This is a genomic window from Bacillus sp. ISL-41, assembly GCF_018613235.1.
GTDB lineage: Bacteria > Bacillota > Bacilli > Bacillales > Cytobacillaceae > Mesobacillus.
Window position 1 is genome coordinate 62,335 of record NZ_JAGGQP010000001.1, and the last position, 22,227, is coordinate 84,561.

26 protein-coding genes are annotated in these 22,227 nt (G+C 43.2%); 11 read left to right on the top strand and 15 right to left on the bottom strand.

The window, feature by feature from the left end; genetic code table 11:
- Positions 1–110: 110 nt before the first annotated feature.
- Positions 111–245: a protein YhfH gene (gene yhfH, locus J7I80_RS00285; protein WP_167832100.1), complete on the top strand. Its 135-nt coding sequence runs from the start codon at positions 111–113 to the stop codon at positions 243–245.
- Between the two features lie 428 nt (positions 246–673).
- Here the strand turns inward: yhfH and hemY are convergent, their stop codons facing one another.
- The 3 genes from hemY to hemE all read right to left on the bottom strand — a co-directional run bounded on the left by hemY (position 674) and on the right by hemE (position 4,199).
- Complete coding sequence (gene hemY, locus J7I80_RS00290; protein WP_214735450.1) at positions 674–2,098, bottom strand: protoporphyrinogen oxidase; 1,425 nt, start codon at positions 2,096–2,098, stop codon at positions 674–676.
- A 25-nt stretch (positions 2,099–2,123) separates the two neighbouring features.
- Positions 2,124–3,062, bottom strand: coding sequence for a ferrochelatase (hemH, locus tag J7I80_RS00295; protein ID WP_214735451.1), 939 nt, complete (start codon positions 3,060–3,062; stop codon positions 2,124–2,126).
- 90 nt (positions 3,063–3,152) lie between these two features.
- Complete coding sequence (gene hemE, locus J7I80_RS00300) at positions 3,153–4,199, bottom strand: uroporphyrinogen decarboxylase (RefSeq protein ID WP_214735452.1); 1,047 nt, start codon at positions 4,197–4,199, stop codon at positions 3,153–3,155.
- A gap of 303 nt (positions 4,200–4,502) precedes the next feature.
- On the opposite strand from hemE, the gene J7I80_RS00305 reads away from it, so the two are divergent.
- Positions 4,503–5,012, top strand: a complete 510-nt coding sequence (locus tag J7I80_RS00305; protein ID WP_214735453.1) for an antibiotic biosynthesis monooxygenase family protein — start codon at positions 4,503–4,505, stop codon at positions 5,010–5,012.
- Between the two features lie 352 nt (positions 5,013–5,364).
- Here the strand turns inward: J7I80_RS00305 and J7I80_RS00310 are convergent, their stop codons facing one another.
- The 3 genes from J7I80_RS00310 to liaF are packed head-to-tail and all read right to left on the bottom strand — an operon-like array spanning position 5,365 to position 7,807.
- Entirely contained in the window at positions 5,365–6,006 is a 642-nt protein-coding gene (locus J7I80_RS00310; protein ID WP_214735454.1) for a response regulator transcription factor, read from the bottom strand.
- Entirely contained in the window at positions 6,006–7,040 is a 1,035-nt protein-coding gene (locus J7I80_RS00315) for a sensor histidine kinase (RefSeq protein ID WP_214735455.1), read from the bottom strand. The genes J7I80_RS00310 and J7I80_RS00315 overlap by 1 nt, the downstream gene beginning before the upstream one ends.
- Positions 7,041–7,054: 14 nt before the next feature.
- The gene (gene liaF, locus J7I80_RS00320) at positions 7,055–7,807 is read right to left on the bottom strand and encodes a cell wall-active antibiotics response protein LiaF (protein ID WP_251027510.1); all 753 of its coding nucleotides are present in this window, start codon (positions 7,805–7,807) and stop codon (positions 7,055–7,057) included.
- Between the two features lie 315 nt (positions 7,808–8,122).
- Between liaF and J7I80_RS00325 the strand changes: the two genes are divergently transcribed.
- Together J7I80_RS00325 and J7I80_RS00330 are read left to right on the top strand one after the other, a co-directional pair.
- Positions 8,123–9,514: a hypothetical protein gene (locus tag J7I80_RS00325; protein WP_214735457.1), complete on the top strand. Its 1,392-nt coding sequence runs from the start codon at positions 8,123–8,125 to the stop codon at positions 9,512–9,514.
- 145 nt (positions 9,515–9,659) lie between these two features.
- The gene (locus tag J7I80_RS00330) at positions 9,660–10,877 is read left to right on the top strand and encodes a M20 family metallopeptidase (RefSeq protein ID WP_214735458.1); all 1,218 of its coding nucleotides are present in this window, start codon (positions 9,660–9,662) and stop codon (positions 10,875–10,877) included.
- 27 nt (positions 10,878–10,904) lie between these two features.
- Here J7I80_RS00330 and J7I80_RS00335 read toward each other — a convergent pair whose 3' ends face one another.
- The 3 genes from J7I80_RS00335 to J7I80_RS00345 all read right to left on the bottom strand — a co-directional run bounded on the left by J7I80_RS00335 (position 10,905) and on the right by J7I80_RS00345 (position 13,672).
- Positions 10,905–11,627 carry an EcsC family protein gene (locus J7I80_RS00335; protein WP_214735459.1) on the bottom strand — a complete coding sequence of 241 codons (723 nt, stop codon included), beginning with the start codon at positions 11,625–11,627 and terminating at the stop codon, positions 10,905–10,907.
- 100 nt (positions 11,628–11,727) lie between these two features.
- Positions 11,728–12,939, bottom strand: coding sequence for an ABC transporter permease (locus J7I80_RS00340; RefSeq protein WP_214735460.1), 1,212 nt, complete (start codon positions 12,937–12,939; stop codon positions 11,728–11,730).
- Positions 12,932–13,672, bottom strand: coding sequence for an ABC transporter ATP-binding protein (locus J7I80_RS00345; protein WP_214735461.1), 741 nt, complete (start codon positions 13,670–13,672; stop codon positions 12,932–12,934). Before J7I80_RS00345 ends, J7I80_RS00340 begins: the two co-directional genes overlap by 8 nt.
- Before the next feature lie 579 nt (positions 13,673–14,251).
- On the opposite strand from J7I80_RS00345, the gene J7I80_RS00350 reads away from it, so the two are divergent.
- The 3 genes from J7I80_RS00350 (at position 14,252) to J7I80_RS00360 (ending at position 16,979) form a co-directional block, all read left to right on the top strand.
- Positions 14,252–14,671: an HIT family protein gene (locus J7I80_RS00350; protein WP_214735462.1), complete on the top strand. Its 420-nt coding sequence runs from the start codon at positions 14,252–14,254 to the stop codon at positions 14,669–14,671.
- A gap of 582 nt (positions 14,672–15,253) precedes the next feature.
- The gene (serC, locus tag J7I80_RS00355) at positions 15,254–16,336 is read left to right on the top strand and encodes a 3-phosphoserine/phosphohydroxythreonine transaminase (RefSeq protein WP_214735463.1); all 1,083 of its coding nucleotides are present in this window, start codon (positions 15,254–15,256) and stop codon (positions 16,334–16,336) included.
- 124 nt (positions 16,337–16,460) lie between these two features.
- Positions 16,461–16,979 (top strand): tryptophan transporter, encoded by a 519-nt coding sequence (locus J7I80_RS00360; RefSeq protein ID WP_214735464.1) that lies wholly within the window; start codon positions 16,461–16,463, stop codon positions 16,977–16,979.
- Positions 16,980–17,023: 44 nt separating this feature from the next.
- Here the strand turns inward: J7I80_RS00360 and yhzF are convergent, their stop codons facing one another.
- Entirely contained in the window at positions 17,024–17,215 is a 192-nt protein-coding gene (gene yhzF / locus J7I80_RS00365) for a membrane protein YhzF (RefSeq protein ID WP_251027511.1), read from the bottom strand.
- 174 nt (positions 17,216–17,389) lie between these two features.
- On the opposite strand from yhzF, the gene J7I80_RS00370 reads away from it, so the two are divergent.
- From J7I80_RS00370 to J7I80_RS00380, 3 genes are all read left to right on the top strand, one after another.
- The gene (locus J7I80_RS00370) at positions 17,390–17,761 is read left to right on the top strand and encodes a YtxH domain-containing protein (protein WP_214735466.1); all 372 of its coding nucleotides are present in this window, start codon (positions 17,390–17,392) and stop codon (positions 17,759–17,761) included.
- 238 nt (positions 17,762–17,999) lie between these two features.
- Positions 18,000–18,575, top strand: coding sequence for an HTH-type transcriptional regulator Hpr (locus J7I80_RS00375; RefSeq protein WP_192473282.1), 576 nt, complete (start codon positions 18,000–18,002; stop codon positions 18,573–18,575).
- 325 nt (positions 18,576–18,900) lie between these two features.
- On the top strand, positions 18,901–19,089 hold the full coding sequence (locus J7I80_RS00380; RefSeq protein ID WP_225650422.1) for a hypothetical protein: 189 nt from the start codon (positions 18,901–18,903) through the stop codon (positions 19,087–19,089).
- 167 nt (positions 19,090–19,256) lie between these two features.
- Here J7I80_RS00380 and J7I80_RS00385 read toward each other — a convergent pair whose 3' ends face one another.
- The 3 genes from J7I80_RS00385 to J7I80_RS00395 all read right to left on the bottom strand — a co-directional run bounded on the left by J7I80_RS00385 (position 19,257) and on the right by J7I80_RS00395 (position 19,699).
- Entirely contained in the window at positions 19,257–19,349 is a 93-nt protein-coding gene (locus J7I80_RS00385; protein ID WP_023615405.1) for a YjcZ family sporulation protein, read from the bottom strand.
- A 92-nt stretch (positions 19,350–19,441) separates the two neighbouring features.
- Positions 19,442–19,525: a YjcZ family sporulation protein gene (locus J7I80_RS00390; RefSeq protein ID WP_064503397.1), complete on the bottom strand. Its 84-nt coding sequence runs from the start codon at positions 19,523–19,525 to the stop codon at positions 19,442–19,444.
- 93 nt (positions 19,526–19,618) lie between these two features.
- Positions 19,619–19,699, bottom strand: coding sequence for a YjcZ family sporulation protein (locus J7I80_RS00395; protein WP_023615406.1), 81 nt, complete (start codon positions 19,697–19,699; stop codon positions 19,619–19,621).
- 193 nt (positions 19,700–19,892) lie between these two features.
- Between J7I80_RS00395 and J7I80_RS00400 the strand changes: the two genes are divergently transcribed.
- On the top strand, positions 19,893–20,777 hold the full coding sequence (locus tag J7I80_RS00400; protein WP_214735467.1) for a peptidylprolyl isomerase: 885 nt from the start codon (positions 19,893–19,895) through the stop codon (positions 20,775–20,777).
- A 41-nt stretch (positions 20,778–20,818) separates the two neighbouring features.
- On the opposite strand, the gene J7I80_RS00405 is transcribed toward J7I80_RS00400, so the two are convergent.
- The gene (locus J7I80_RS00405) at positions 20,819–21,001 is read right to left on the bottom strand and encodes a sporulation YhaL family protein (protein WP_082904385.1); all 183 of its coding nucleotides are present in this window, start codon (positions 20,999–21,001) and stop codon (positions 20,819–20,821) included.
- A gap of 218 nt (positions 21,002–21,219) precedes the next feature.
- Positions 21,220–22,164, bottom strand: a complete 945-nt coding sequence (gene yhaM / locus J7I80_RS00410) for a 3'-5' exoribonuclease YhaM (protein ID WP_214735468.1) — start codon at positions 22,162–22,164, stop codon at positions 21,220–21,222.
- Between the last annotated feature and the right edge of the window lie 63 nt (positions 22,165–22,227).

Below are 22,227 nucleotides of genomic sequence, written 5' to 3' on the forward strand. Positions count from 1 at the left end.
ACTTGAACGGCTTTTTCAGAAAATTATGATTGACGCCTTCTGTTCTGTTATAATACAATAAAGAAAATAATAAACCTGTATCAAAACACAACTTATTTGGAGGGAACAACATGATTCAAAATGTCGTAGAATTCTTTCGTAATTTGCCGAAGAAGCAATGTATTGAGTGTGGAGAATCGATTGATGAACAGCATGAATGCTACGGAAATAAGTGTGATGGATGCATGGACCCTGGTAAACTATAAAAAATGCGCAAGCGCCTTGTTCAGCCCCTACAAGCGTTGGATGGCTGAACAGTGAAGTCGTTCTTTGACTTCACCTGAGCGAACCGAAGTCGAAAAGTATAGCCGACTGCCCAGAAACACAGAAACTGGAGACTCCGGCAAAGAAGCGCTTTTTGCTTCTGCCGGCGGAGTTAAAGTTTCGGAGTTTCTAGGAGGCGAAACTAGACAAACGTCTCGAGGGGCTAGGCGGTGGAGCTGGGCAATTCTCGAAGTAGATTTATACATCTATAATTCAAACTTGATTCGTTTTCCTTCCCCGGTTTTCCGGGTGTAATACAATCCCTTTCCCGCAGTTGTCAGACTGCACATGAAAAGCCAGCTCGTTCATCATGAACGGCTGGCTCTTTTTTTTGACTGCTTTTGAAGACGATCAAAACGAAAGCTGTACCTTATTTCAGTTTTAAGTAATCAAGGATTTTTTCAACAGCTGCTTCTCCCTGATCAATACAGTCTGGAAGGCCGACTCCTTCATAGGAGCTGCCGCCTACGAAGACACCTGGAAGCTCACTGGCCAGATCATTCTTCAGATTTGCGACCCTTTCCTTATGTCCGACCGTATATTGCGGCATTGCTTCTTTCCAGCGTGAAACTACTGCAAAATCAGGCTCTGCCTGAATATCCATTGTTTTATTTAAGTCCTCGAGAGCAATCTTGATGATCTCATCGTCCGAAAGCTCGACAATTGCCTCGTCACCCGGCCTGCCGACATAAAGACGGAGCAATACTTTTCCCTCAGGAGTAGTATGCGGCCATTTTTTATGCGTCCAGGTGCAGGCAGTGATCGTATAGTCGCTGTTGCGGGATACAACGAACCCGGTACCATCAACATCTTCTTTTATGACACTTTCCGGGAATGCCATGGCAACCGTTGCGACGGATGTTGAAGGCATGTCGCGGAATGGGTCAAAAATATGTTCGTGGTCAGAGAACATATGCAGCGCTGCTTCATGCGGTGCAGCTAATAGAATGCTGTCTGCATCGAGTGATTCACCACTGCTCAGTCTCATCCGATAGCTGCTGCCCTGCTTGCTTACTTTATCGACACGGATCCCTTTAATGACAGAACCGGGTTCGAGTTTAGACTCAATTGCATCGACAAAAGATTGCAAACCCGTAGTCACGGTCAGGAACATTCCTTTTTTCTTAACCTGACCAGTTTCTGCAGGCTTCTTTTTTGCCGAGGGAGTTGTTTTCTTTGTGCCAAGAATCAAGCTCCCGTATTTCTGCTCCACCTGGTAGAATTGCGGAAAAGTGGACAATAGGCTCATGTTATCAATATCCCCGGCATAAATGCCGGAGAGCAGGGGCTCAATCAGGTTTTCGACGACTTCATCACCAAGCCTGCGCCGGAAAAATTCACCAAGGGACTGATCTCCTTTCACCTTTGAAGGTGGCATAAAGAAGTCTCCAGCAGCCCGGAATTTACCTGGCCAGGAAAATAGGCCGGTTGTAACGAAGGGGCCGATCTGAGTAGGTATTCCCATCACTGCTCCGCCAGGCATAGGGTGGAGCTTGTCCTTCACCAGTACATACGATTTCCCCGTACTGTTATTGACTAATTTATCTCCTAGACCTACTTCCCTCGCTAAACGTCCTGCGCTTTCCTTTCTTTCCAGAAAGGAATCGGGTCCTCTTTCGATGACAAATCCATCTTTAACATACGTTTGCATTTTCCCGCCAACACGATGGGAGGATTCGACCAGTTTCACATCAAGAGGAAGCTGGTTCTCCCTGGCATGCTTTTGCAAATAGTATGCTGCCGCCAAACCAGTTATGCCGCCCCCTACTATTACAACTTTCTTTTTTTCTGTCACGGTAAATCGCCTTCTTTAAGTAGTTTTAACGTGAAGCTGTCAGCTTTTTTAAAACAACATCTGCCAATGCGTCAATAAATTCAGGCTCTGTATTTGGCATTGGAGGCCTGTAATAGCTGGCTCCGATCTCTTCAGTCACAATCTTGCATTCATAATCGTTGTCATATAATACTTCCAGGTGGTCGGAAACAAATCCAGCCGGCACATAAACAAATGCTTTATAGCCGTTTTCTTTGAAAAGATCCCTCGTCAGGTCCTGTACGTCAGGCCCAAGCCACGGCTCAGGTGTGTTGCCTGCACTCTGCCAGCCAACCTCGTAATTTTTCACGTTTGCCTGCTTTGCGATCATATCAGCTGTTTCTTTTAATTGTTCAGGATATGGATCACCCATTTGGAGAATCTTTTCTGGAAGGCTATGGGCAGATACGATCAATACTGATTTCTCACGTTCGTCAGCAGGCATTTCAGCGAAGGTCTTTGCCACGCGGTCAGACCAATATTTGATGAATTTCGGCTCATCGTACCACTGTTCAACCGATACAATTTCAGGCCCGCCAAGCTTTTCCGCCTCTTCCTTGGCGCGTCCGTTATACGATTTGACGCTGAATGTTGAGAAATGCGGTGCGAGCACAATGCTTACTGCCTCTTCAATGCCATCGTCATGCATTTGCTTCACAGCATCCTCGATGAATGGCTCAATATGCTTTAAACCGAGATACATCTTGAATTCGATGTCATCCTGGACGCTGTTCAAATGCTGTTCCAGCTTCTCGCCTTGTGCAACGGTTATTTTCGCAAGTGGAGAAATACCGCCAATTGCTTCATAACGCTGTGTTAAGTCCTCAAGCATTTCCGGTGCCGGCGGGCGGCCGTGGCGGATATGTGTATAATATCGTTCAATATCTTCTTCTTTGTAGGGTGTGCCATATGCCATCACAAGCAAACCCATCTTTCTCTTAGTCATGATTGCACCTCTTTTTCGTGTCTCTAAGCTTCTATTCTGCCAAAAACCAGACCATTTTACCAAATCTAATGCTCTGAAGCAGAATTGAGGCTATTTGCCTAGTTTTGAGGCAGAGTACTCATGGATGAAAGCCGTCAGCTTTTTCAATGTTTCAGGGTTTACAGATGGGAATACACCATGCCCAAGGTTGAAGATGTAGCCTGGCTGTGCCATACCTTGGTCAAGGATCGCTTTTGCCCTTTCTTCAATTACATTCCATGGTGCAAGAAGGATTGCAGGATCAAGATTTCCCATGACTGTTTTCTGGATTCCAAGTTCTCGAGCCTCGCTCACCTGTAGACGCCAGTCCAGTCCAACAACATCAAGCGGAAGGTCGTTCCATTCCATAGCAAGGTGGCTTGCCCCAACACCAAACATAATCAATGGAACATTTTCTTTTTTCAGTTCAGAAAAAATCCTGTTCATTACCGGCTTGATGAATGTACGGTAATCCTGGACATTCAGTGCTCCTACCCAAGAATCAAAAATCTGGATTGCTTTAACCCCGGCTTTTATTTGGGATTTAACATATGTAATCACCATATCGCCCAGCTTGTCCATCAGGGCGAACCATGCTTCAGGCTGAGCGTACATAAATGCTTTTGTCTTGTTGTAATTCTTTGAAGGTCCTCCTTCAATCATATAGCTTGCAAGTGTGAACGGTGCTCCTGAGAAGCCAATCAATGGTACAGACAGCTGTTCTTCTGTAAGGAGCTTGATTGTGTCAAGTACATACGGAATATCTGATTCAGGGTTGATCGCACCAAGCTTTTCAACGTCAGCCAATGTTTTTACTGGGTTGGAAATGACAGGGCCGATCCCAGACTTAATTTCCACATCCACGCCCATAGCTGGCAGAGGTGTCATGATGTCCTTGTAAAGAATCGCCGCATCAACATCATATTGTTCTACAGGGAGCCTTGTGACATATGCGCAAAGCTCAGGCTGGTGCGTAATTTCGAACAAGGAATACTTTTCCTTAATCTCTCTATATTCAGGCTGTGACCTTCCAGCCTGTCTCATATACCAGACCGGAACATAATCTGTTGCTTCTCCTCTGGCTGCTTTTAAAAATGTATCGTTAATCATCTTGCTCATTAGGGGAAATCCACCTTTCAGTAATGTCTGTATTCCATTGTAATATAAAAGGAATAAAATAAAAAACAACTATTTTCCGAATCAGGTTTGCGATAGCCTCGCGCTGTTATAACAAAAAAACAAACTATATACACTATATCGTTTTTATCAGCCGTTTTCATAGGAAACGCTTTAAATTGTTGAAAATTTGACGAATTTTGCTTTTACTTCCTCTATAAAAGGGAAAACAGATGATAGCTTTGGTTAATCAGCATACAATTAGTATAATAGAAGCAACGTACTTTTATTAGATGAGGTGAGAAAATGAATCTATTTATTACATCGGGAACTCCAGATTTTTTGCTGAGATTAAAAGAAAAGTACCAGGGAGAAACTATGGTATTGATGAACAACAATGAATCATCACTCCTTGTCCATGAGACAGACAAGAAAACAGTGTTCAGTTCACCAAGGAAATATGAAATCATTGATTCCGCTGGTTCACTTGACCATGAAGGATTCGCTGTTCTTAACAATATCCCCGTAACAGATGAAGGCCGGCCCCTTTTTGAAGACCGATTTTTGAACAGGCCGAGGCTGATCGAGAATGAACCAGGTTTTATCGCAATCCGCGTACTGCGACCATTGAGCTCCAACACCTACATCATTATGACGATATGGGAAAATGAAAGCTCATTCGAGAACTGGCAAAAATCGAAGGCTTATGAGAGTGCACACAAGAAGCGCGGCACAGAAGCAGGAATAGACGGTGCTCGACCGAATATTTTCGAAAGCGCATCATATGTTTCAAAATACTATATCGAAGGCGAATGATTGCCGCCTTTTAGCGTCACCATTGAGGTAATGGGTGGCGCTTTTTTCTGGTCACCCGCCATTTTGCGTCTCCATCAGGGCCATTGATGACGCTTTTTTCTGGTCCCACGCCTTTTCGTGCCTCCATCAGGGCCATGGATGTTTTTTTTGCTGATCTTCCGCCATTGCGCATCTCCATAAGAGTGATGGATTACGCTTTTGGGTAATCCCGCGCCTTTTCGCGTCTCCATAGGGGCCATGGATGACGCTTTCTGCTAATCTACCGCCATTTACTGCCTCCATCACAGCACAGCTAAGTATTAGGCTTTATCCTATGTAAAAGAGGGTGTCACCTCGTGACACCCTCCCCCCCTTATGTCGTCTTGATCAAACCGTTTCGATTTGCATAAACAGCTGCTTGCGTTCTGTCGGACAAATCGAGTTTACCCAAAATATTCGAAACATGGGTTTTGACGGTTTTCACACCGATGAACAACTCCTCGCTGATCTGCTGGTTTGTCATACCTTCACCAATACATTTCAACACATCAAGCTCGCGTTCTGTCAGTTCATCGTGCGGCTTGCGCTCCTGCGGTCTCAGCCTTTTCATCATTTTATTGGCGACTTTTGGTTCAATGACCGTCTCCCCTTTGGAAGCTTTTTCAATCGCCTTGATGACTTCGGATGCGGTCGCAGTTTTTAGCATGTAGCTGAATGCCCCTGCCTCAATGGCCGGAAAAACCTGTTCATCGTCATAAAAGCTCGTGATGATGATGATTTTGCATTCTGGATAAAAGCTCAGAATCTCCCTGGTTGCATCAATGCCCGATCCATTCTCCATCAACAGGTCCATCAGGACAACATCCGGCTTTGTATCCTTTACAAGTGAAACAGCCTTTTTTCCGCTATCGGCCTCTCCGACAATTTCGATTGACGGTTCAGTTTCTAAATAGGAAATGATGCCTTTCCGTACCATTTCATGATCATCAACTACCCCAACCCTTATTTTCCCCATTACTCTTCCCTCCTCAGAGCCGGTATCCGTATTTCAATATATGTTCCTTCATCCGCTTTTGAACGGATATTATATGTACCGCCAATTTGTTCGCACCGTTCCCGCATCGTTTTAAGGCCATAAGATGCCATCTTTTCTTCATGGATGTCAAAGCCTTTACCATCATCACCTATATATAGATGGATGTATTTCTGCTCCTCTGTAAGCACCAATTTCACCTTTGTTGCTTCTGCATGGCGCAGGATATTCGAAAGTGCTTCCTGGACAATCCGAAATATATGCTCTTCTGCAGCCTGCGAAAGATGCTCGATTTCATCAACACTTGCTTCGAATGCCAGGTTCGTTTTTTGCTTCAGCTCCTTGATCAGTTTAATGATCCCTTCACACAGGCTCTCACCACTCAACTGGACAGGCCTCAGGTGAAGAAGAAGTGCCCTCATTTCCCCCTGTGCTTTGCCCGCTATCTCAGAAATTTGCTCCAGCTGCTTCCGGGCCTTTTCTGGTTCCTGATCAAACCATCTCAGTGAAGCAGATGACATCATACTAAGCGCGAATAGCTGCTGGCTGACTACATCATGGAGATCCCTGGCAAGCCTTTGTCTTTCCTCCATGATGGCGGCCGATTTTGCGGTCCTGGATAGCTCTGTTTTTTCCTCTGCCAGCCGCTGCAATGAATGAACCTGCTCCTGAAGGTATTCAGATAACTGATTGAGCTCCTCTGAAATGAGTCCGATCTCATCTCTTTCATCCGTTTTAATTCTTTCCGTGAATTTGCCTCTGCGCAATGTGGCAATAAACTGCAAAATGTCACCCAGGCGTCCTTTGATTACATAGCTTCCTCGTAAACTGAAGTAAAACCCGGCACCAGCCATTATGAGAAAACTGTACAGCCAAAACCAGAAGGTCATCGCAGTGGAAAGGCCGCTGTCGGGAACAAGGAATAAGAAAACTTGAAGGCCGATGAAGAGGATGAGGGAAGTTATGAAAGCCATCATCAAGAACGTTTGGATAAACCATAAGCGGATACTTGTCATTTGCTTCTTCCCCCCTACACCCGATCAATCCTTACAGAACCGATTTTCAATTCGATCGTAATGTTCAGCTTTCTTACTGCCTGATCATAATCATCCGACTTATATGCAACTACATGCTTGATTTGCTCTTGGGCATAATCAAAGAGCTTTACTTCACCAACCCCTATGACAGCATTGATGTTTACCGGGACATCCTCCGGAATGAGCATTTTCACTTCACCAATCCAGCCTCTCACCCTTATTGGAGTCTCCCTGTCAGGAATGAAGCCCTTGCTGAAGTCGATAAAATATTCACCGATCATATTGTATAAATCCATTGGTTCGACTGCCCAGTTTTGCTTTTTGAAAGTTACCTTGCCCATCGATACCCCTCGAATTTTCTTCAAGGAAGTTTCGGACGCCGGGATATTTTCCATCTCCTTGGCTGACGGTAAATCAGTTCGGTAAATAACCTTTATTTTTTTACTGTTAAACAGAATGGCTGCACCAAAATAAATCAACACCACAGGCCAAAGTTTCCACACATCAAGAAATTGAAAAACGACCAGACCAAAACGGTCCATAATCAACAGCGATGAAAATAGGACTATGAACGATCCCCATCCAAACCGTTTCTGCACCAAAACCACTATTCCATACACAATGAGTAAAAAAGGATATGTTACGACAAAAAGCTCTTTTATTTCCAAGGAAATGACACCTAAATTGACTAGCAGCAGAATAACCCCTATGGCTGAAAGTATGACAGCAGCGGCTATCTGATTCATCGAACGTGTCCCCAAAACTTCCCCCTTCTTTCTTTCCAACATAATCACTTATTCTTTTCCATCTGGGAAAATCCCTTTTTTTATGTTAATCCTACTCTGGTTTATCAGGATAGAATCATAGCTTCATATTAAAAGATTGATGGACATTATCCACCCCTCCTGAGAAGCTTTTCCCCTCCGTCTCGAGACCGAAAAAATTCTCCTTTACCGCTCACACCTTTCAATAGCCATCATATCCTGTAGTACTCAATTAGGAAATTTGCCTATATTGCGCAAAGTGTTAACAGCATGCCATTTAGAAAGGAGCTTTATTCCATGGCTGTAGAATTATCAGCACTTCATTGGATATATGTTTTATTCATTTTCCTCATTATCGGTTTCATGGTCATGAAAAGAGATACAACTCTTATATCGATTACCGGTATCTTTTTATTGGCCATCGTCGCTACGGGATCCTTGAGTGGGTCGGTCAGCAGCATATTCAATAGCTTCATATATGCGATCACCGAGCTTTTGCCTACTATTCTTGTTATTTCGATTATCGTGGCGATGAGCAGGACACTTACGGTGACCGGGATCAATGATGCGATGATATCCCCGTTTGCAAAGCTGATCAAAACACCGGCGCTTGCTTATTGGACGATCGGCATTGTCATGATGGTCATATCCTGGTTCTTCTGGCCTTCACCTGCTGTAGCATTGATGGGGGCCGTCCTTTTACCGGTTGCTGTCAGAGTCGGATTGCCTGCGCTTGGGGTAGCCGTCGCAATGAACCTCTTCGGGCACGGAATTGCCCTTTCCGGCGACTTTGTCATCCAGGCAGCTCCAAAGCTGACAGCTGATGCAGCTGGCATTCCTGTCAGCTCGGTTGTTCAGGCCAGTATCCCGCTGGTCATTGTCATGGGTCTTGTCACAACGGTCACCGCTTTTTATCTATTAAAAAGAGACATGAAAAACGGCAAACTAAAGGGCAGCGGAACACTCGAAGTGGAACTGGATCAAACTAGTGACCCAAGCTTGCTATCAGACGGTGCCAGGAAATTTTTCGCCCTTCTGGTCCCAATTTTATTTGCAGCAGATGTCGCAGCAATGTCTATTCTCAACTTACAAGGGGGCGATGCAACCGCACTGGTAGGCGGGACCTCGATCTTCATCCTTCTTCTCATTTCCATCGCAGCACATAAAAATAAAGGGCTCGAGAAAACAACCAGTTACCTTATCGATGGATTCCAGTTCGGATTCAAGGTTTTCGGGGCAGTCATCCCAATCGCCGCCTTCTTCTACCTTGGTGATTCAGGCTTCACAAAAATTATCGGGGAGTTCCTGCCAAAAACTTCGCAGGGAATTGTAAATGATCTCGGAGTGGCGCTGGCTTCTGTTGTCCCGCTCAACGCTGAAGTTGGTGCGGTAACCCTCACTGCTGTCGGCGCAATTACTGGTCTCGATGGATCAGGGTTTTCCGGAATTTCTCTCGCAGGATCGGTGGCAGCGATTTTCTCGACTGCCATAGGTGCCGGAGCGGCTACCCTTACTGCCCTTGGTCAAATTGCTGGCATCTGGGTTGGCGGCGGCACTTTAGTTCCATGGGCATTGATTCCAGCAGCCGCGATTTGCGGTGTCGATCCGTTCGAATTAGCGAGAAGGAATCTGCTTCCGGTCACAATCGGCCTTATTGTCACTACGATCGTGGCGATGTTCCTGATATAGGTTAAAATACTGGATGCCACTCAGGTGGCTCCATTTATATACGAAGCTTCCATTAATGGAAGCTTCTTTTGCTATGATTCTAAAATGTTTTTATTCTATTTATGTGCTATAATTATTTAAATTATCAAACTATTTACATAAGGAGATGAATCAATTGCAGGATCAGCTTTTTAAAAAGATAGAAAACCTTTTTCCGGAAATGGTGGAAATCCGCCGGTATATGCACCAACATCCTGAATTGTCTTTCCAGGAATTGAACACAGCTCAATATATCCAATCGTATTATGAAAAACTTGGCGTTGAGGTCCGTGCCAATGTGGGCGGAAATGGCGTAGTCGCAAAAATTCACGGTGCAAAGCCTGGAAAAACGGTCGCCCTCAGAGCTGATTTTGATGCCCTGCCGATTCAGGACGAGAAAGATGTACCATATAAATCATTAGTTCCCGGTGTGATGCATGCATGCGGCCATGATGGCCACACAGCAACATTATTGGTGCTTGCAAAGGTACTGTATGAAAACAGGGCAAATTTGCAGGGAACGTATGTGATGATCCACCAGCATGCTGAGGAGTACGCTCCAGGCGGGGCAATCTCGATGATTGAGGACGGCTGTCTTGAAGACGTAGATGTCATTTTCGGCACCCATCTGTGGGCCACTGAGCCGACAGGAACCATCCAATACAGAATTGGACCAATCATGGCAGCAGCAGACCGGTTTGAAATAGCGATTCAGGGAAAAGGCGGGCACGGCGCCCAGCCGCATAAAACAAAGGACGCCATCGTCGCTGGAGCTCAGCTTGTTACGACCTTACAGCAAATTGTCAGCCGACGTGTCGATCCTGTTGATTCGGCAGTCGTGACAGTCGGTTCATTCGTTGCAGACAATGCCTTTAATGTAATTGCCGATAAAGCAAAGCTGATCGGTACAGTAAGGACATTCAACGAATCAACCAGGGATTTCATTGCAGCGGAAATTGAAAAAGTAGTCCATGGCACCTGCCTGGCAACAGACTGCACCTATGATTACCAGTATGAGAAAGGCTATCCAGCCGTCGTCAACCATGCAGCAGAAACTGAGTTCCTGATTGACTGCGCAACTAAAGTACCGGAAGTGACAAAAATAGAAGAAAGTGACCCTCAAATGGGCGGCGAGGACTTTGCCTACTATCTGCAAAATGTAAAAGGCACCTTCTTCTTCACCGGAGCAAAGCCGGAAACAGACGGGTCGTATCCACACCATCACCCAAGATTCGATTTTGATGAAAAAGCGATGGTCATTGCCGCAAAGACTCTTTGCGCAGCCGCACTCAACTATCAAACAAAGGAACAAACTAAACACGAAAAAAGCGAGACATTAGCTTAAAGTTCATACAAAAAACACCTCCGCTAGTCATAGCTGCGGAGGTGTTTGCAGTATTCTCATTCTATAAGCATTCATTGCTGTTTCCCCTAGCTGGTCAAGCAGATTATAATTTGCGTAAGCTCCCACAACAGCCCCAATCCCAGGCATTAACTGCAGCATTTTCGCAAAATCGATATAATCTCTGTACTCCTGCTGAAATTGCTGCCAATCCAGCTCTGTTAATTCAGCTTTTCTTGCTTCCCAATTTTCAATCAAATCCAGGGTCTGCTTCCGTTGTTCATCACTTGAAAAAGCCAGCTGAAAGATATATAGGATAAATAACCTTTCTTCATACCTTGATGGATCGAACCCATAAACAGATGCAGCATCGAATAAGAATTTCATTTTTATCGATAAAAGCAATGGAAAATCAGCCATTCCGAGCAGTATGCCCCCTGCTCCAGTTCCAGCTCCCTCTAAAGCCGCCGTCCTCTTGTATGCGGATAGCTTTTTATAAAGCTCCCGGTCTTTCTCAGCAAGAGTCAGCCCTGTTCCCTGATGCTTTTTCGTCGTGTAATTCGATCCCGCCAGAGTAGCCTTGACCATATTTTTAATGCTTTCCGTTAAAAATTGATGGACTCTGTCTGGAATTAGTTCATTCACTTTCGTCTGCGCTCTTTTAGATGCACGCGCCAAAAGGCTAGAGCGTTTATTCAGCTTCCGCTTCCAGGCGAGAACCTCTTCATAAGCTTTCAACTCATAATCATTCAAAGCTTTCACCCCTTGTTTTTACTAATACGCGCCAAACGCAAAAACGATTCAAAAAATCCTTTTCATAAAAGCTTAAAGCGATTACGAAAAGGATTATTGATTAAGATTTCAGCTTGCTCTGGCTGTAAAAATAAACAAAAAACAGCGAGAACGCGATTCCAGAAGCCAATACGATTGCTGCTGACAGCCATTCTCCTTTAATCAGAATTGTCCCCGCAAATACAGCTGCCTGAAAAATCATAATTCCCAATAGCAAGCTCGTAAAGGACTTCTTTCTTGCATTCTCCGGCACCGGATACAGACCGACCCATAGTTTGTTTTGATGATGGTTCCATAACGGCAAAAGCTGGAACCCTGTCAAATACATGAATAGCAAAGCAAACAAAATTTGTCCCGGCCCATATGAGAGGAAATAAAGCGCTGCTCCCCCTATAAGTGTAAGGCGGACAAGCAATCCGAAATAATCACCGGACCTCGCGAAGGTCCTTAAGTAAAGATGGCTGAAGGCCAGGTCCTGCTTATAAGGAATGATGTTAACCAGCCAGTCGAGCCACTTCCTCCTTTTCGTGCGGTCCCGCAGCTTCGGAACATCCGTAAACATATTGGCCACACGGTAAAAGGCGTTCATCCGTCTTTCTTCGTCCTCGATCAACTGCTCCCACTTCAAGCCCTTGTCCTTCGCCTGTTTTTGATAATACAAATACAGCAGGATCAAAGCACCGATCGGAACCGCAGCAAAAATCAGCTGGGCTCCTGAAAAGATAAAATACAAAAGCACTGTATTGATACAAAAACGAATGATGCTGTCCGTCAATTTTACATTTCTCTCGATAAAGTACTGTACATTCCAGCGGATCAGGATATTGAACCATTTTATCAGGATGAGTGCGATCAATAAGATGAAAAACGATTTGAAGTCAGCACCATGTATTTTTACATGGAGCGGCATCAGCACCGCGAGTACCATCAGCAATAAATAGGATTGCAGGCTCAGGCTGAATACAATAGATTTCCTGAAGAAATCATCCAATCTGGTTTCGAGCGGCAATAGAAATATTTTATCCGCCTCGGTCAAAAATGTCTGGATCGGGCTGTATGTAAGTAAGGATGCAAGAATCAATGCGATGATCCATGCTGCCGGGAAATCCGGCTGCAGAGTATCAATCCACTCTTGATAGTAGAAAGCGGCTGTTCCCAATAAAAACAGGACAACAATCACTAAATGGCCATTAAAAATGTATCGCAGGTAGCTTCCGGTTTCTTTGGCAAAAGTACCGAAACGCTCCTTCCATAAATGCTGCGGATTAAACATAGTCTTCTTCCTTCGTCAGTTGGATATACAAATCATCCAATGTCGCACCAGGCATCTTGAACTGTTCCCGCAGCTCTTCAAGCGTTCCAAGTGCCCTGACCTCTCCATTATGGAGAATGACAAAACGATCGCAATATCGTTCAGCCGTTGCAAGGATATGCGTTGACATCAGGATGCCAGCACCATTTTCCTTCATCTTGTCCATCAGATCCAAGAGGGATTGAATTCCAAGAGGGTCAAGACCGACAAATGGCTCATCGACAATATAAAGGGAAGGTTGTACCAAAAACGCGCACATGATCATGACCTTCTGCTTCATCCCTTTTGAAAAATGGGCCGGGAACCATTTCAGCCTTTTGCTCATCCTGAACTCTTTTAATAAAGCAGCTATTCGCTTCTCATATTCTTTTTCATCAAGGCCATATGCCATGGCAGTCAGCCGGAGATGCTCTTCAAGAGTCAGTTCTTCGTAAAGAATAGGGGTTTCAGGCACAAAGGTGAACTGCTTCCTGTATTCCTCTTTGCCTTCCAAAAAGGTCCTGCCATTGATCTTGATTTCACCTTTATGTGGTTCCATCAGACCGATTACATGCTTGATTGTCGTACTTTTTCCGGCACCGTTCAGCCCGATTAATCCCACGATTTCATTTTCATTGACAGTGAAGCTCACATTTTTCAAAACCGGATTTCGTGTATATCCGCCGGTCACCTCATTAATTTCCAATAAAGACATGCACAACGTCCTTCCAGTTCGTATTTCTGTACCGTTATTTTAACAAATACAGCTCCATTAGGAAAAGCTTCAACTTATTTCGAAACTTTTTCGCATATAAGCTCCCGATCGGGGCATCATAATTTTTGAAGGGGAAACAAGCAATAATTCGAAATGAGGTGTCTGTTAAAGACATATAATTCGATTTATAAGCACACTGATTTCAACGTTCAAACAAGGGGATGGTTGCATTGCGCTACGTAAATGTTAACCCAGCCGTTCAGTAACATCACTCCACATTCTGAAATGAGGTGTGTGTCGCAGATCACTTCCCGCTTTATAAGTTGTGAAACCGACTAAAGCAGACAGGGGATGGTCCGATTGAACCAGGTACTGAATAACCCAACATTTTTGTAAATTCAAATGAATTGACAAATGAGGTGTTTATCAAAGGTATACCTGCTGAGAACGTCAATGAACAGTAAATCGTTTTCCCTTCAGGGACAGGATTCCATGCGGATCCTGTCCTTTCTTTCTTTATGTTTATTGGCAAAATATGATAAAATACCAGAAACATGACCAATAGAAAGGGTGGAATAAATGAGTGACTGTATTTTTTGCAAAATCATCAATGGCGACATTCCCTCAAGCAAGGTTTACGAGGACGAAAATGTACTGGCATTCCTCGATATCAGTCAGGTAACAAAAGGACATACACTTGTCATCCCTAAAGTACATAAGGAAAATGTCTATGAATTAACGGACGAAATAGCGGCGAATGTATTCAAGGCTGTTCCTAAAGTCGCCAATGCAATCAAGGCTGCATATGAACCAATCGGATTGAATGTTCTTCAAAATAATGGTGAAGCAGCCGGCCAATCTGTCTTCCACTTCCATATGCACTTGATTCCGCGCTATGGCAATGGTGATGGCTTCGGAGCAGTTTGGAAAACACATCAGGATCAATATACATCGGACGATTACCAAAAAATCGCTGCAGAAATCAATAGCAAGATTTAGACTCCCGCCATTGCGGGAGTTTTTTTAATGTATGAATCAGATTCTTCTTTGGATAGGTACAGTGTTTGTCCAATGGCCTTTATCGGACAGTTTTTCTGCTATTTCACCCGCTTTTGTCCGATAGAGCCTTTCTATCGGACACTTTTTGCTCTGCTTCACCCGCGTTTGTCCAATAGAGCCTTCCTATCGGACACTTTTTGTCCTTCTTCTCTCACGTTTGTCCGATACAGCCTCCCTATCCGACACTTTTTGTCCTTCTTCTCTCGCGTTTGTCCGATACAGCCTTCCTATCCGACACTTTTTGACGTTCTCCCCTCGGATTTGTCCGATAGAATCTTCCTATTGGACAATTTTTGACTTTCCACCCTCATGTTTGTCCGATAGACTTTCTCTCGGAAGCATTGGCGTCTACCTGTCCATACAGCTATCTGTTTCTTTCGTCATATGTAAAGAAATTCGCACTTCTTGAAAAGTAATTAAATTTTTCTGAAAACATTAGAATTCTGCCTGATTTTCTGGTAGCATGATAATAACTTTAACACATTAAAGAAATACCGTAATTTAATTTTCGGGGGGATCCACTTGAAACGAGCTCTCAATTTTAATGCTGGTCCAGCTGCACTGCCTGAGGCTGTACTGGCGAAAGCAGAAAAAGAAATGATGAATTACCAAAACAGCGGCATGGGCGTAATGGAGCTTAGCCATCGCAGCAATGAATTCGAAGACATAAATGAACGCACAAAAAATTTACTAAGGGGGCTGCTAAACATTCCTGATGATTATGAAATCCTTTTACTCCAGGGTGGTGCAAGCCTGCAGTTCTCAATGATACCAATGAACCTTCTTGAGGAAGGAGAGGCAGCGAGTTATGTCCTTACCGGCACATGGTCAGAGAAAGCGTTCAAAGAAGCTCAGAAGATCGGAAAGGCAGTGATTGCCGCTTCATCCAAACATGACAACTATAGATCAATCCCCAGCACATCAGAAATCGATATACCAGCTGAATCTTCCTACCTCCACATCACGACGAACAATACCATCTATGGAACCCAGTGGCATTCTTTTCCTGAGGGCCTGCCTAATCCGCTCGTTGCTGACATGTCCAGTGACATTCTCAGCAGGCCGCTAAATCTATCATCATTTGGTCTCATCTATGCCGGTGCGCAGAAAAACCTCGGCCCATCAGGTGTCACAGTTGTCATGATCCAAAAGGACTTGCTTAAGCGCTCTAAAACAGGGCTGCCTTCTATGCTCAATTATCAGGTTCACTCTGACTCAAAATCACTTTATAACACTCCCCCAACATTATCGATTTATTTCCTGATGCTGGTGCTCGAATGGGCTAAAGCTCTGGGAGGGGTAAAACAGCTTGAAGTTATGAGCAAACTGAAATCAGCACTGCTTTACGATGCAATAGACAGAAGTGATGGGTTCTATACCGGTCATGCCGAAAAAGGAAGCCGTTCACAAATGAATGTCACTTTCACACTCGAAAATGATGATTTGACTTCAGCCTTCCTGCATGAGGCGGAGGAATCCGGCTTTACAGGTCTTGCCGGCCACAGGTCCGTCGGCGGCTGCAGGGCCTCGATCTATAACGCTGTTCCTTTTGAAAACGTAGAGAAACTTGCTGATTTCATGAATTCATTCAGAAGCAGAAATTAACAGAATATTAAACCTTTACTCATTAAAAATATATGTTATAATTGGAGAAAGCTTTTCGCTGCAGGCACAGAGAGCACTGCAGGAGGAGTACTAGTTAGCCAGAATAGCAGAGGAGAGATGAGAAATGAATACGAAGAATCTTGTAGCATTGTCACTTTTAGTGGGGATGGGAGCCGTCTTGCATACGGTGGTACCAGGTTTTTTCCTTGGGATGAAGCCTGATATGATGCTGACGATGATGTTCCTTGGAATTATCCTGTTTCCTGACAAAAAGAGTGTACTATTGGTTGGAGTTGTCACTGGACTGATTTCTGGATTGACTACTACTTTCCCAGGAGGCCTAGTCCCGAACATAATCGACAAGCCTGTCACTGCGTTTGTCTTTTTCGGAATCCTGATGGCACTTAAAAATTTCAGATTTTCCATTTATACTGCAGCTGGCCTTACAGCACTTGGAACCATAGTGTCAGGAATCGTTTTCCTCGGTTCTGCCTATTTCCTTATCGGCCTGCCAGGACCATTCACTGCATTATTCGCGGCGGTTGTCCTACCAGCAGCAGCCTTCAACGCCGTTTTTATGGCCATTCTTTATCCTGTAGCAACGAACATTTTTAAAAGAGCAAAACTAGCTGAAATCAATTAAAATTACCAGCCCCTGACCATACCGGACAGGGGCTTTGTTTTGTTCTATTGGAATGTGTAAAAGATAATCCCAATCAGTAAAAAAATGGCTCCTCCCCCTGCGAGTGTCCCTGCTCTCTTTCGCAAAAGCGCCTTTGGAGGATACATGCCTGGCTTCTTTAATGCTAGGAGATGATGGACGGCCCCCACAAAGAAAGCAACGCTGATGAGAAACACTATAGTTGTAAAAATCCCCACTCCCCTCCTCTCCTTCCTGAACATGACCTTAATTTATTTTTATGCCTGTTAATTTAAGGCTATGAAGCTAATAACGTTTATTTGTGCGAGAATAGGAAATTAAATATAGAAGAAAAGAGGAATCCGAATTCATTTGGAGAACATATACAGAAAAATTAATGAGGTGGTCAGAGCATGAAAACGAAAAATGTTTTAACAGGAATGCTTATAGGTGGTGTTGTAGCAGGGATTGCCACGCTGCTGGCAACTCCGAAGTCAGGATATGAAACAAGGAGAACCCTTCTGGCTAATAAAAATGAATACATCGGATCCATCAAGGATATTAAGGATTCGGCTATGGAATTAAAAAATACAGTGGCCACCGCTTCCAAGGAAGGCAAAGCTTCTATCCAAACATTTATCACTGATGTAAAGACAGCTATTTTTGAGTGGAAGCTTGAAACAGAGGAAAATAAGAAAGGTCTTCAGGAGGATGTCATGGAGCTTGAAGATTCAATTAAAGAATTGGAAACTGAATTGGCTGCTGCCAATTCCAAAGAAAAATAATCAGAATAATCCTTCCCCTTAAGTAAATTTTTTCCGGCGGGAAGGATTTTCTTTTTTAATCAAGAAAGATATATTATGCAAATTGCTATTTTTTTATAAGAATTAAATAATTACATAAAAACTACACGACATTAGATGGAATTTAACAAATTCAAAAAATTTTGTAAATTTATATCTTTATTAATTTTTGTTTTATTGGCATAATGAAAATAGAACAATAAAGTAGGTGAATATGAGAATGGGAGATAAAAATTATTCTATGAAAGAAGCAATGATGTTTAGCCAAAGAATTGCCCAGCTGAGCAAGGCCTTATGGAAGTCTGTCGAGAAGGACTGGCAGCAATGGATCAAGCCATTCGACCTGAATATCAATGAGCATCATATTTTATGGATTGCTTATCATTTGAATGGGGCTTCAATTTCTGATGTGGCAAAGTTTGGAGTCATGCATGTTTCCACTGCTTTTAACTTCTCAAAAAAACTTGAGGAACGCGGTTATTTAAAGTTTTCCAAGAAGGAAAGCGATAAGAGAAATACGTATATCCAGCTTACGGAAGAAGGCGAAGGCGTATTGCTCGCTTTGATGGAAAGCTATGAACCTGACAGTAATGCTGTTTTTTCAGGGGCAATGCCATTGAAGGAACTATATGGAAAATTCCCGGATATCATTGAAATTATGGCTATTGTCCGCAATATTTATGGTGATGACTTTATGGAAATATTCGAGAAATCTTTTTCTAATATTGACAAGAAGTTTTCTGATGAGGACGGTACACTCAAGAAGATAGATCCAGCTGAGAAGGAGTATGCTTGATAATTTTGTATGATGGCAACTTTATAGAGGAAGGATAACCCCTTAGAGACACAAGCCTTGTCCACTTCCTCTTGCTGGTTTTTTTGCTGGATTCAAACTGGAATCATCTTTTAAAGCGGATGAATGAATGTTAAACCCTCCGCTTTTTGTTCTTTTATGGTTTGCTCATTTTCTCACATTTAAATCATTCCCCTACAATCAGGCAAGTCCATGTGCAATCATAACCCTCCTGCCCAGAATAATTGCCTGGATAAAAAACTATCTTTTTCATTAAATATTTGTTATTGTATTTAAGATAAAAAGATTGCTAAGGAGGGATTCTTCGATGATCTCCATTTTATTGGTGTTTGTCCTTTTTGCTGCTTTCATTCTTTTCTATATAAACAAGCTTACAGACTCCCTCTGCATCCAGAAGGAAATACCAGAAGACAAACATGCAAATATTTTCAGGACGATCAATATCTTAGTTACAATTTTGTTAATTTCATCATTTGTTGAAATTCTGTATACGTGACTAAATAGGAAAGTGCAAGCTCTGCGGTCAGCCACACAAGCGCTGCCATCATTTAAGTTTCGTACTACATACATTAAGCGGTGAGGTCTCCCTCACCGCTTTTTATTTAAGTCTTTTTGATTAGCCTTCATTATAAGGCATGCAGAAAGCATTGCCCTCATCAGTGCTTACAGCCAAGATGCACCGATGATGATTAACAGAATGAACAAGACAACGAGCAAAGCAAAGCCGCCGCCATATCCATGTCCTCCTCCAGACATTGAGGTTCCTCCTTTCTGCTATGAGAACTTGCTTTAATATTGAAATTCAGAAGTACGGGGGCCAAATGTCCCCCATACTCTTTATTCAGAGATTAAAGCCAAGCTGCACCCACGATGATTAACAGAATGAATAACACGACAATTAACGCAAAGCCGCCGCCGTATCCTGCACCCATATTAACACCTCCTTCCAAAGTGGTTATGATATCTTATTCAAGTAATGTCATATCCGCATAGGCAACTATCCTGCATTACTTGCATTTTGTTGATTACAGGTAAGCTGCACCTACAACGATCAGCAAGATGAACAGGACAACAATTAACGCAAATCCTGAATTATAGTGGCCCATTATCAACTACCTCCTTTTTTTCTCTTCTCTACATCCTATGCATCATCGAATAAACGGTATAGATATCCGCCCATCTCAATAAATAACCAATAATATCCATTACTTATTTTTTGTAGAAAATTGAAATTATGTTATAGTAGAGATTGTGGATTAAAAACGGCCACTAGAATTTTCTGTTTAGGAGATGTTCACCATGAAAAAAATGATAATTTCCCTCACGGTTGCAGCCGGAGTAATGGGATTAGGGGCATGCAGCAACGATAATGCTGAATCTTCAGAAGTCATCGTTGAGTCGAAGGCAGGCAACATTACTAAAGAAGAGCTTTATCAATCCATGAAGGAAAAGTATGGAGAGCAGGCACTTCAAGAATTGCTTTACCAAAAAGTTCTTGCGGAAAATTATGAAGTGACTGATAAAGAGGTTGAGGAAAAAGTGGCCGAGCTTAAGGAAGAGCTTGGAGAAAACTTCGAGCTAGTTCTTCAGCAAAACCAGCTAAAAGATGAAGAAGAATTAAAAGAAGTCCTTAAAGACCAGCTTCTAATGGAAAAAGCTGCGCTTAAAGATGTTAAGGTCAGCGAAGATGAAGTCAAGAAGCGTTATGAAGAGTACAAGCCTGAAATCAAGGCAAGCCATATTCTTGTGGAAGATGAGAAGACTGCACAGGAAGTGAAGAAAAAGCTTGAGGAAGGCGCAAAGTTTGAAGATTTAGCGAAGGAATACTCACAGGATCCTGGTTCAGCTGCACAAGGCGGAGATCTTGGATTCTTCGGTCCTGGTAAAATGGTACCTGAATTTGAAGAGGCTGCTTATGCCCTTGAAGTAAATAAAATCAGTGAACCAGTTAAATCACAGCACGGTTTCCACATCATCAAGGTAACTGAGAAGAAGGAAAAAGAATCGTATGAAGAAATGAAGGACGAGCTTGAGTATGAGTTGAAGCTTGCTCAGCTTGACCAAAACAAGATTCAAGAGGTCCTGAAGCGTGAGTTGGATGCTGCTGACGTTAAAATCAAGGATAAAGACCTTAAAGGTGCTGCTGAATTCCCAGAAGCAGAAGCACAAACACAACCACAATAAGCAAAAAAACACTGGCTCCATTATTGGAGACCAGTGTTTTTTTATGCTTCTGCTGAATTTTCACGTTGTTCTTTTTCTCGCTCAAGCCGTTTCATGTAAAGCTCGCCCTCTCGTTCAATGCTTTCCATTTCTTCTTTTCGTTCTTCTTTCCCTGTTTTCACTGCCATGAAAGCACTGAATACGATTCCTGCTGCGACTGCTATTACCCAGATTGGAATTGACATTTCTTCATACCCTCCATTTAAAAGGTTGTCCAAATTGAACTCTTATTGTATTCATATGAGTTTTTTTAAAAAATATGCCATTTTATAGTTGAACTAGAAAGTTTACTTTTTCATTTCGCTTCAGGTGCATCATTCAATTTGTAATTCTTTAGTTCAACTTATAGAAGTCAAAAAACAAAAAGGCCCCTCCATATAAAACGGAGAAGGGCCTTTTGCTTTTACTTATGGAATACGGGCTTGTAAAATGAGCGGTTATCAAGCGCGAATACTCTTTCGGAGAACTCGCCTGGTTTAACCCTTGAAAGCGCACGGTCCAGCATATTCATTTTCGCATCGAGATTATCGATGTAATGCAGAATTTCTGCCTCTTTGATCATTGGAGGTTTCGGACTGCCCCATTCAGCTTTGCCGTGATGTGACAATACCATATGCTGAAGTATGACTATTTCCTCACCACTAATGCCCAGCTCATCGGCTGCCTTGCCAATCTCATTAACCATGATCGATATGTGTCCCAGCAAATTCCCTTCCACTGTATAAGTCGTAGAAATCGGACCGGACAGCTCAATGACTTTCCCCAAATCATGAAGGATGACTCCGGCATACAATAGATCCTTATCAAGGCTTGGATACAGCGTTGCGATGGACTTCGCCAGGTCAAGCATTGAGGTAACATGATATGCAAGTCCTGAGACAAATTCGTGATGGTTCTTTGTCGCTGCAGGATATTCCATAAAAGCATTCATATGTTTTTTCAAAAGATGTCTAGTGACCCTCTGGATATTTGGGTTTTTCATTTCGAATATATATTGGGTGAGCTTGCTGCTCATTTCATCCTGGCTGACAGGGGCTGTCTCAAGAAAATCAGATAGTTTGACAGAGTCAGCTGGTGAAGCAGGCCTGATCTGCCTGATCTTCAACTGGTTTCGCCCTCGGTAATTCTGGATATCTCCCTGAACTTTTACAATGCTTTCAGCACTATAAGTGCTTTCATCTTCATCGGAAACATCCCATAGCTTTGCTTCGATCTCCCCGCTCTGATCCTGGAGGATGAGCGTCAAAAATGGCTTTCCGTTGCTGGCAATCCCTTTTGACGAATGCTTAATCAATAAAAACAATTCTACCTGTTCCCCTGTTTCGTGATTTAAAATTCCTTTATTCATAGTTAACAGCCCTCTCCTCTCTGCAACAGTATAACATACAGAGTCTATTGTCTCTGATTCTCA

Excerpts from the sequence above, each read along its gene's own strand:
- yhfH (WP_167832100.1), top strand. The coding sequence starts at position 111 with ATGATTCAAAATGTCGTAGAATTCTTTCGTAATTTGCCGAAGAAGCAA.
- J7I80_RS00330 (WP_214735458.1), top strand. The coding sequence starts at position 9,660 with ATGAATCAATTGCAGGATCAGCTTTTTAAAAAGATAGAAAACCTTTTT.
- J7I80_RS00370 (WP_214735466.1), top strand. The coding sequence starts at position 17,390 with ATGAAAACGAAAAATGTTTTAACAGGAATGCTTATAGGTGGTGTTGTA.
- hemE (WP_214735452.1), bottom strand. The coding sequence starts at position 4,199 with ATGAGCAAGATGATTAACGATACATTTTTAAAAGCAGCCAGAGGAGAA.
- J7I80_RS00325 (WP_214735457.1), top strand. The coding sequence starts at position 8,123 with ATGGCTGTAGAATTATCAGCACTTCATTGGATATATGTTTTATTCATT.
- J7I80_RS00305 (WP_214735453.1), top strand. The coding sequence starts at position 4,503 with ATGAATCTATTTATTACATCGGGAACTCCAGATTTTTTGCTGAGATTA.
- J7I80_RS00405 (WP_082904385.1), bottom strand. The coding sequence starts at position 21,001 with ATGTCAATTCCAATCTGGGTAATAGCAGTCGCAGCAGGAATCGTATTC.
- hemH (WP_214735451.1), bottom strand. The coding sequence starts at position 3,062 with ATGACTAAGAGAAAGATGGGTTTGCTTGTGATGGCATATGGCACACCC.
- yhaM (WP_214735468.1), bottom strand. The coding sequence starts at position 22,164 with ATGAATAAAGGAATTTTAAATCACGAAACAGGGGAACAGGTAGAATTG.
- J7I80_RS00395 (WP_023615406.1), bottom strand. The coding sequence starts at position 19,699 with ATGGGCCACTATAATTCAGGATTTGCGTTAATTGTTGTCCTGTTCATC.
- J7I80_RS00315 (WP_214735455.1), bottom strand. The coding sequence starts at position 7,040 with ATGACAAGTATCCGCTTATGGTTTATCCAAACGTTCTTGATGATGGCT.
- J7I80_RS00390 (WP_064503397.1), bottom strand. The coding sequence starts at position 19,525 with ATGGGTGCAGGATACGGCGGCGGCTTTGCGTTAATTGTCGTGTTATTC.
- J7I80_RS00380 (WP_225650422.1), top strand. The coding sequence starts at position 18,901 with ATGATCTCCATTTTATTGGTGTTTGTCCTTTTTGCTGCTTTCATTCTT.
- J7I80_RS00360 (WP_214735464.1), top strand. The coding sequence starts at position 16,461 with ATGAATACGAAGAATCTTGTAGCATTGTCACTTTTAGTGGGGATGGGA.
- J7I80_RS00400 (WP_214735467.1), top strand. The coding sequence starts at position 19,893 with ATGAAAAAAATGATAATTTCCCTCACGGTTGCAGCCGGAGTAATGGGA.
- J7I80_RS00340 (WP_214735460.1), bottom strand. The coding sequence starts at position 12,939 with ATGTTTAATCCGCAGCATTTATGGAAGGAGCGTTTCGGTACTTTTGCC.
- liaF (WP_251027510.1), bottom strand. The coding sequence starts at position 7,807 with ATGAATCAGATAGCCGCTGCTGTCATACTTTCAGCCATAGGGGTTATT.
- J7I80_RS00375 (WP_192473282.1), top strand. The coding sequence starts at position 18,000 with ATGGGAGATAAAAATTATTCTATGAAAGAAGCAATGATGTTTAGCCAA.
- J7I80_RS00350 (WP_214735462.1), top strand. The coding sequence starts at position 14,252 with ATGAGTGACTGTATTTTTTGCAAAATCATCAATGGCGACATTCCCTCA.
- J7I80_RS00310 (WP_214735454.1), bottom strand. The coding sequence starts at position 6,006 with ATGGGGAAAATAAGGGTTGGGGTAGTTGATGATCATGAAATGGTACGG.
- J7I80_RS00385 (WP_023615405.1), bottom strand. The coding sequence starts at position 19,349 with ATGTCTGGAGGAGGACATGGATATGGCGGCGGCTTTGCTTTGCTCGTT.
- J7I80_RS00345 (WP_214735461.1), bottom strand. The coding sequence starts at position 13,672 with ATGTCTTTATTGGAAATTAATGAGGTGACCGGCGGATATACACGAAAT.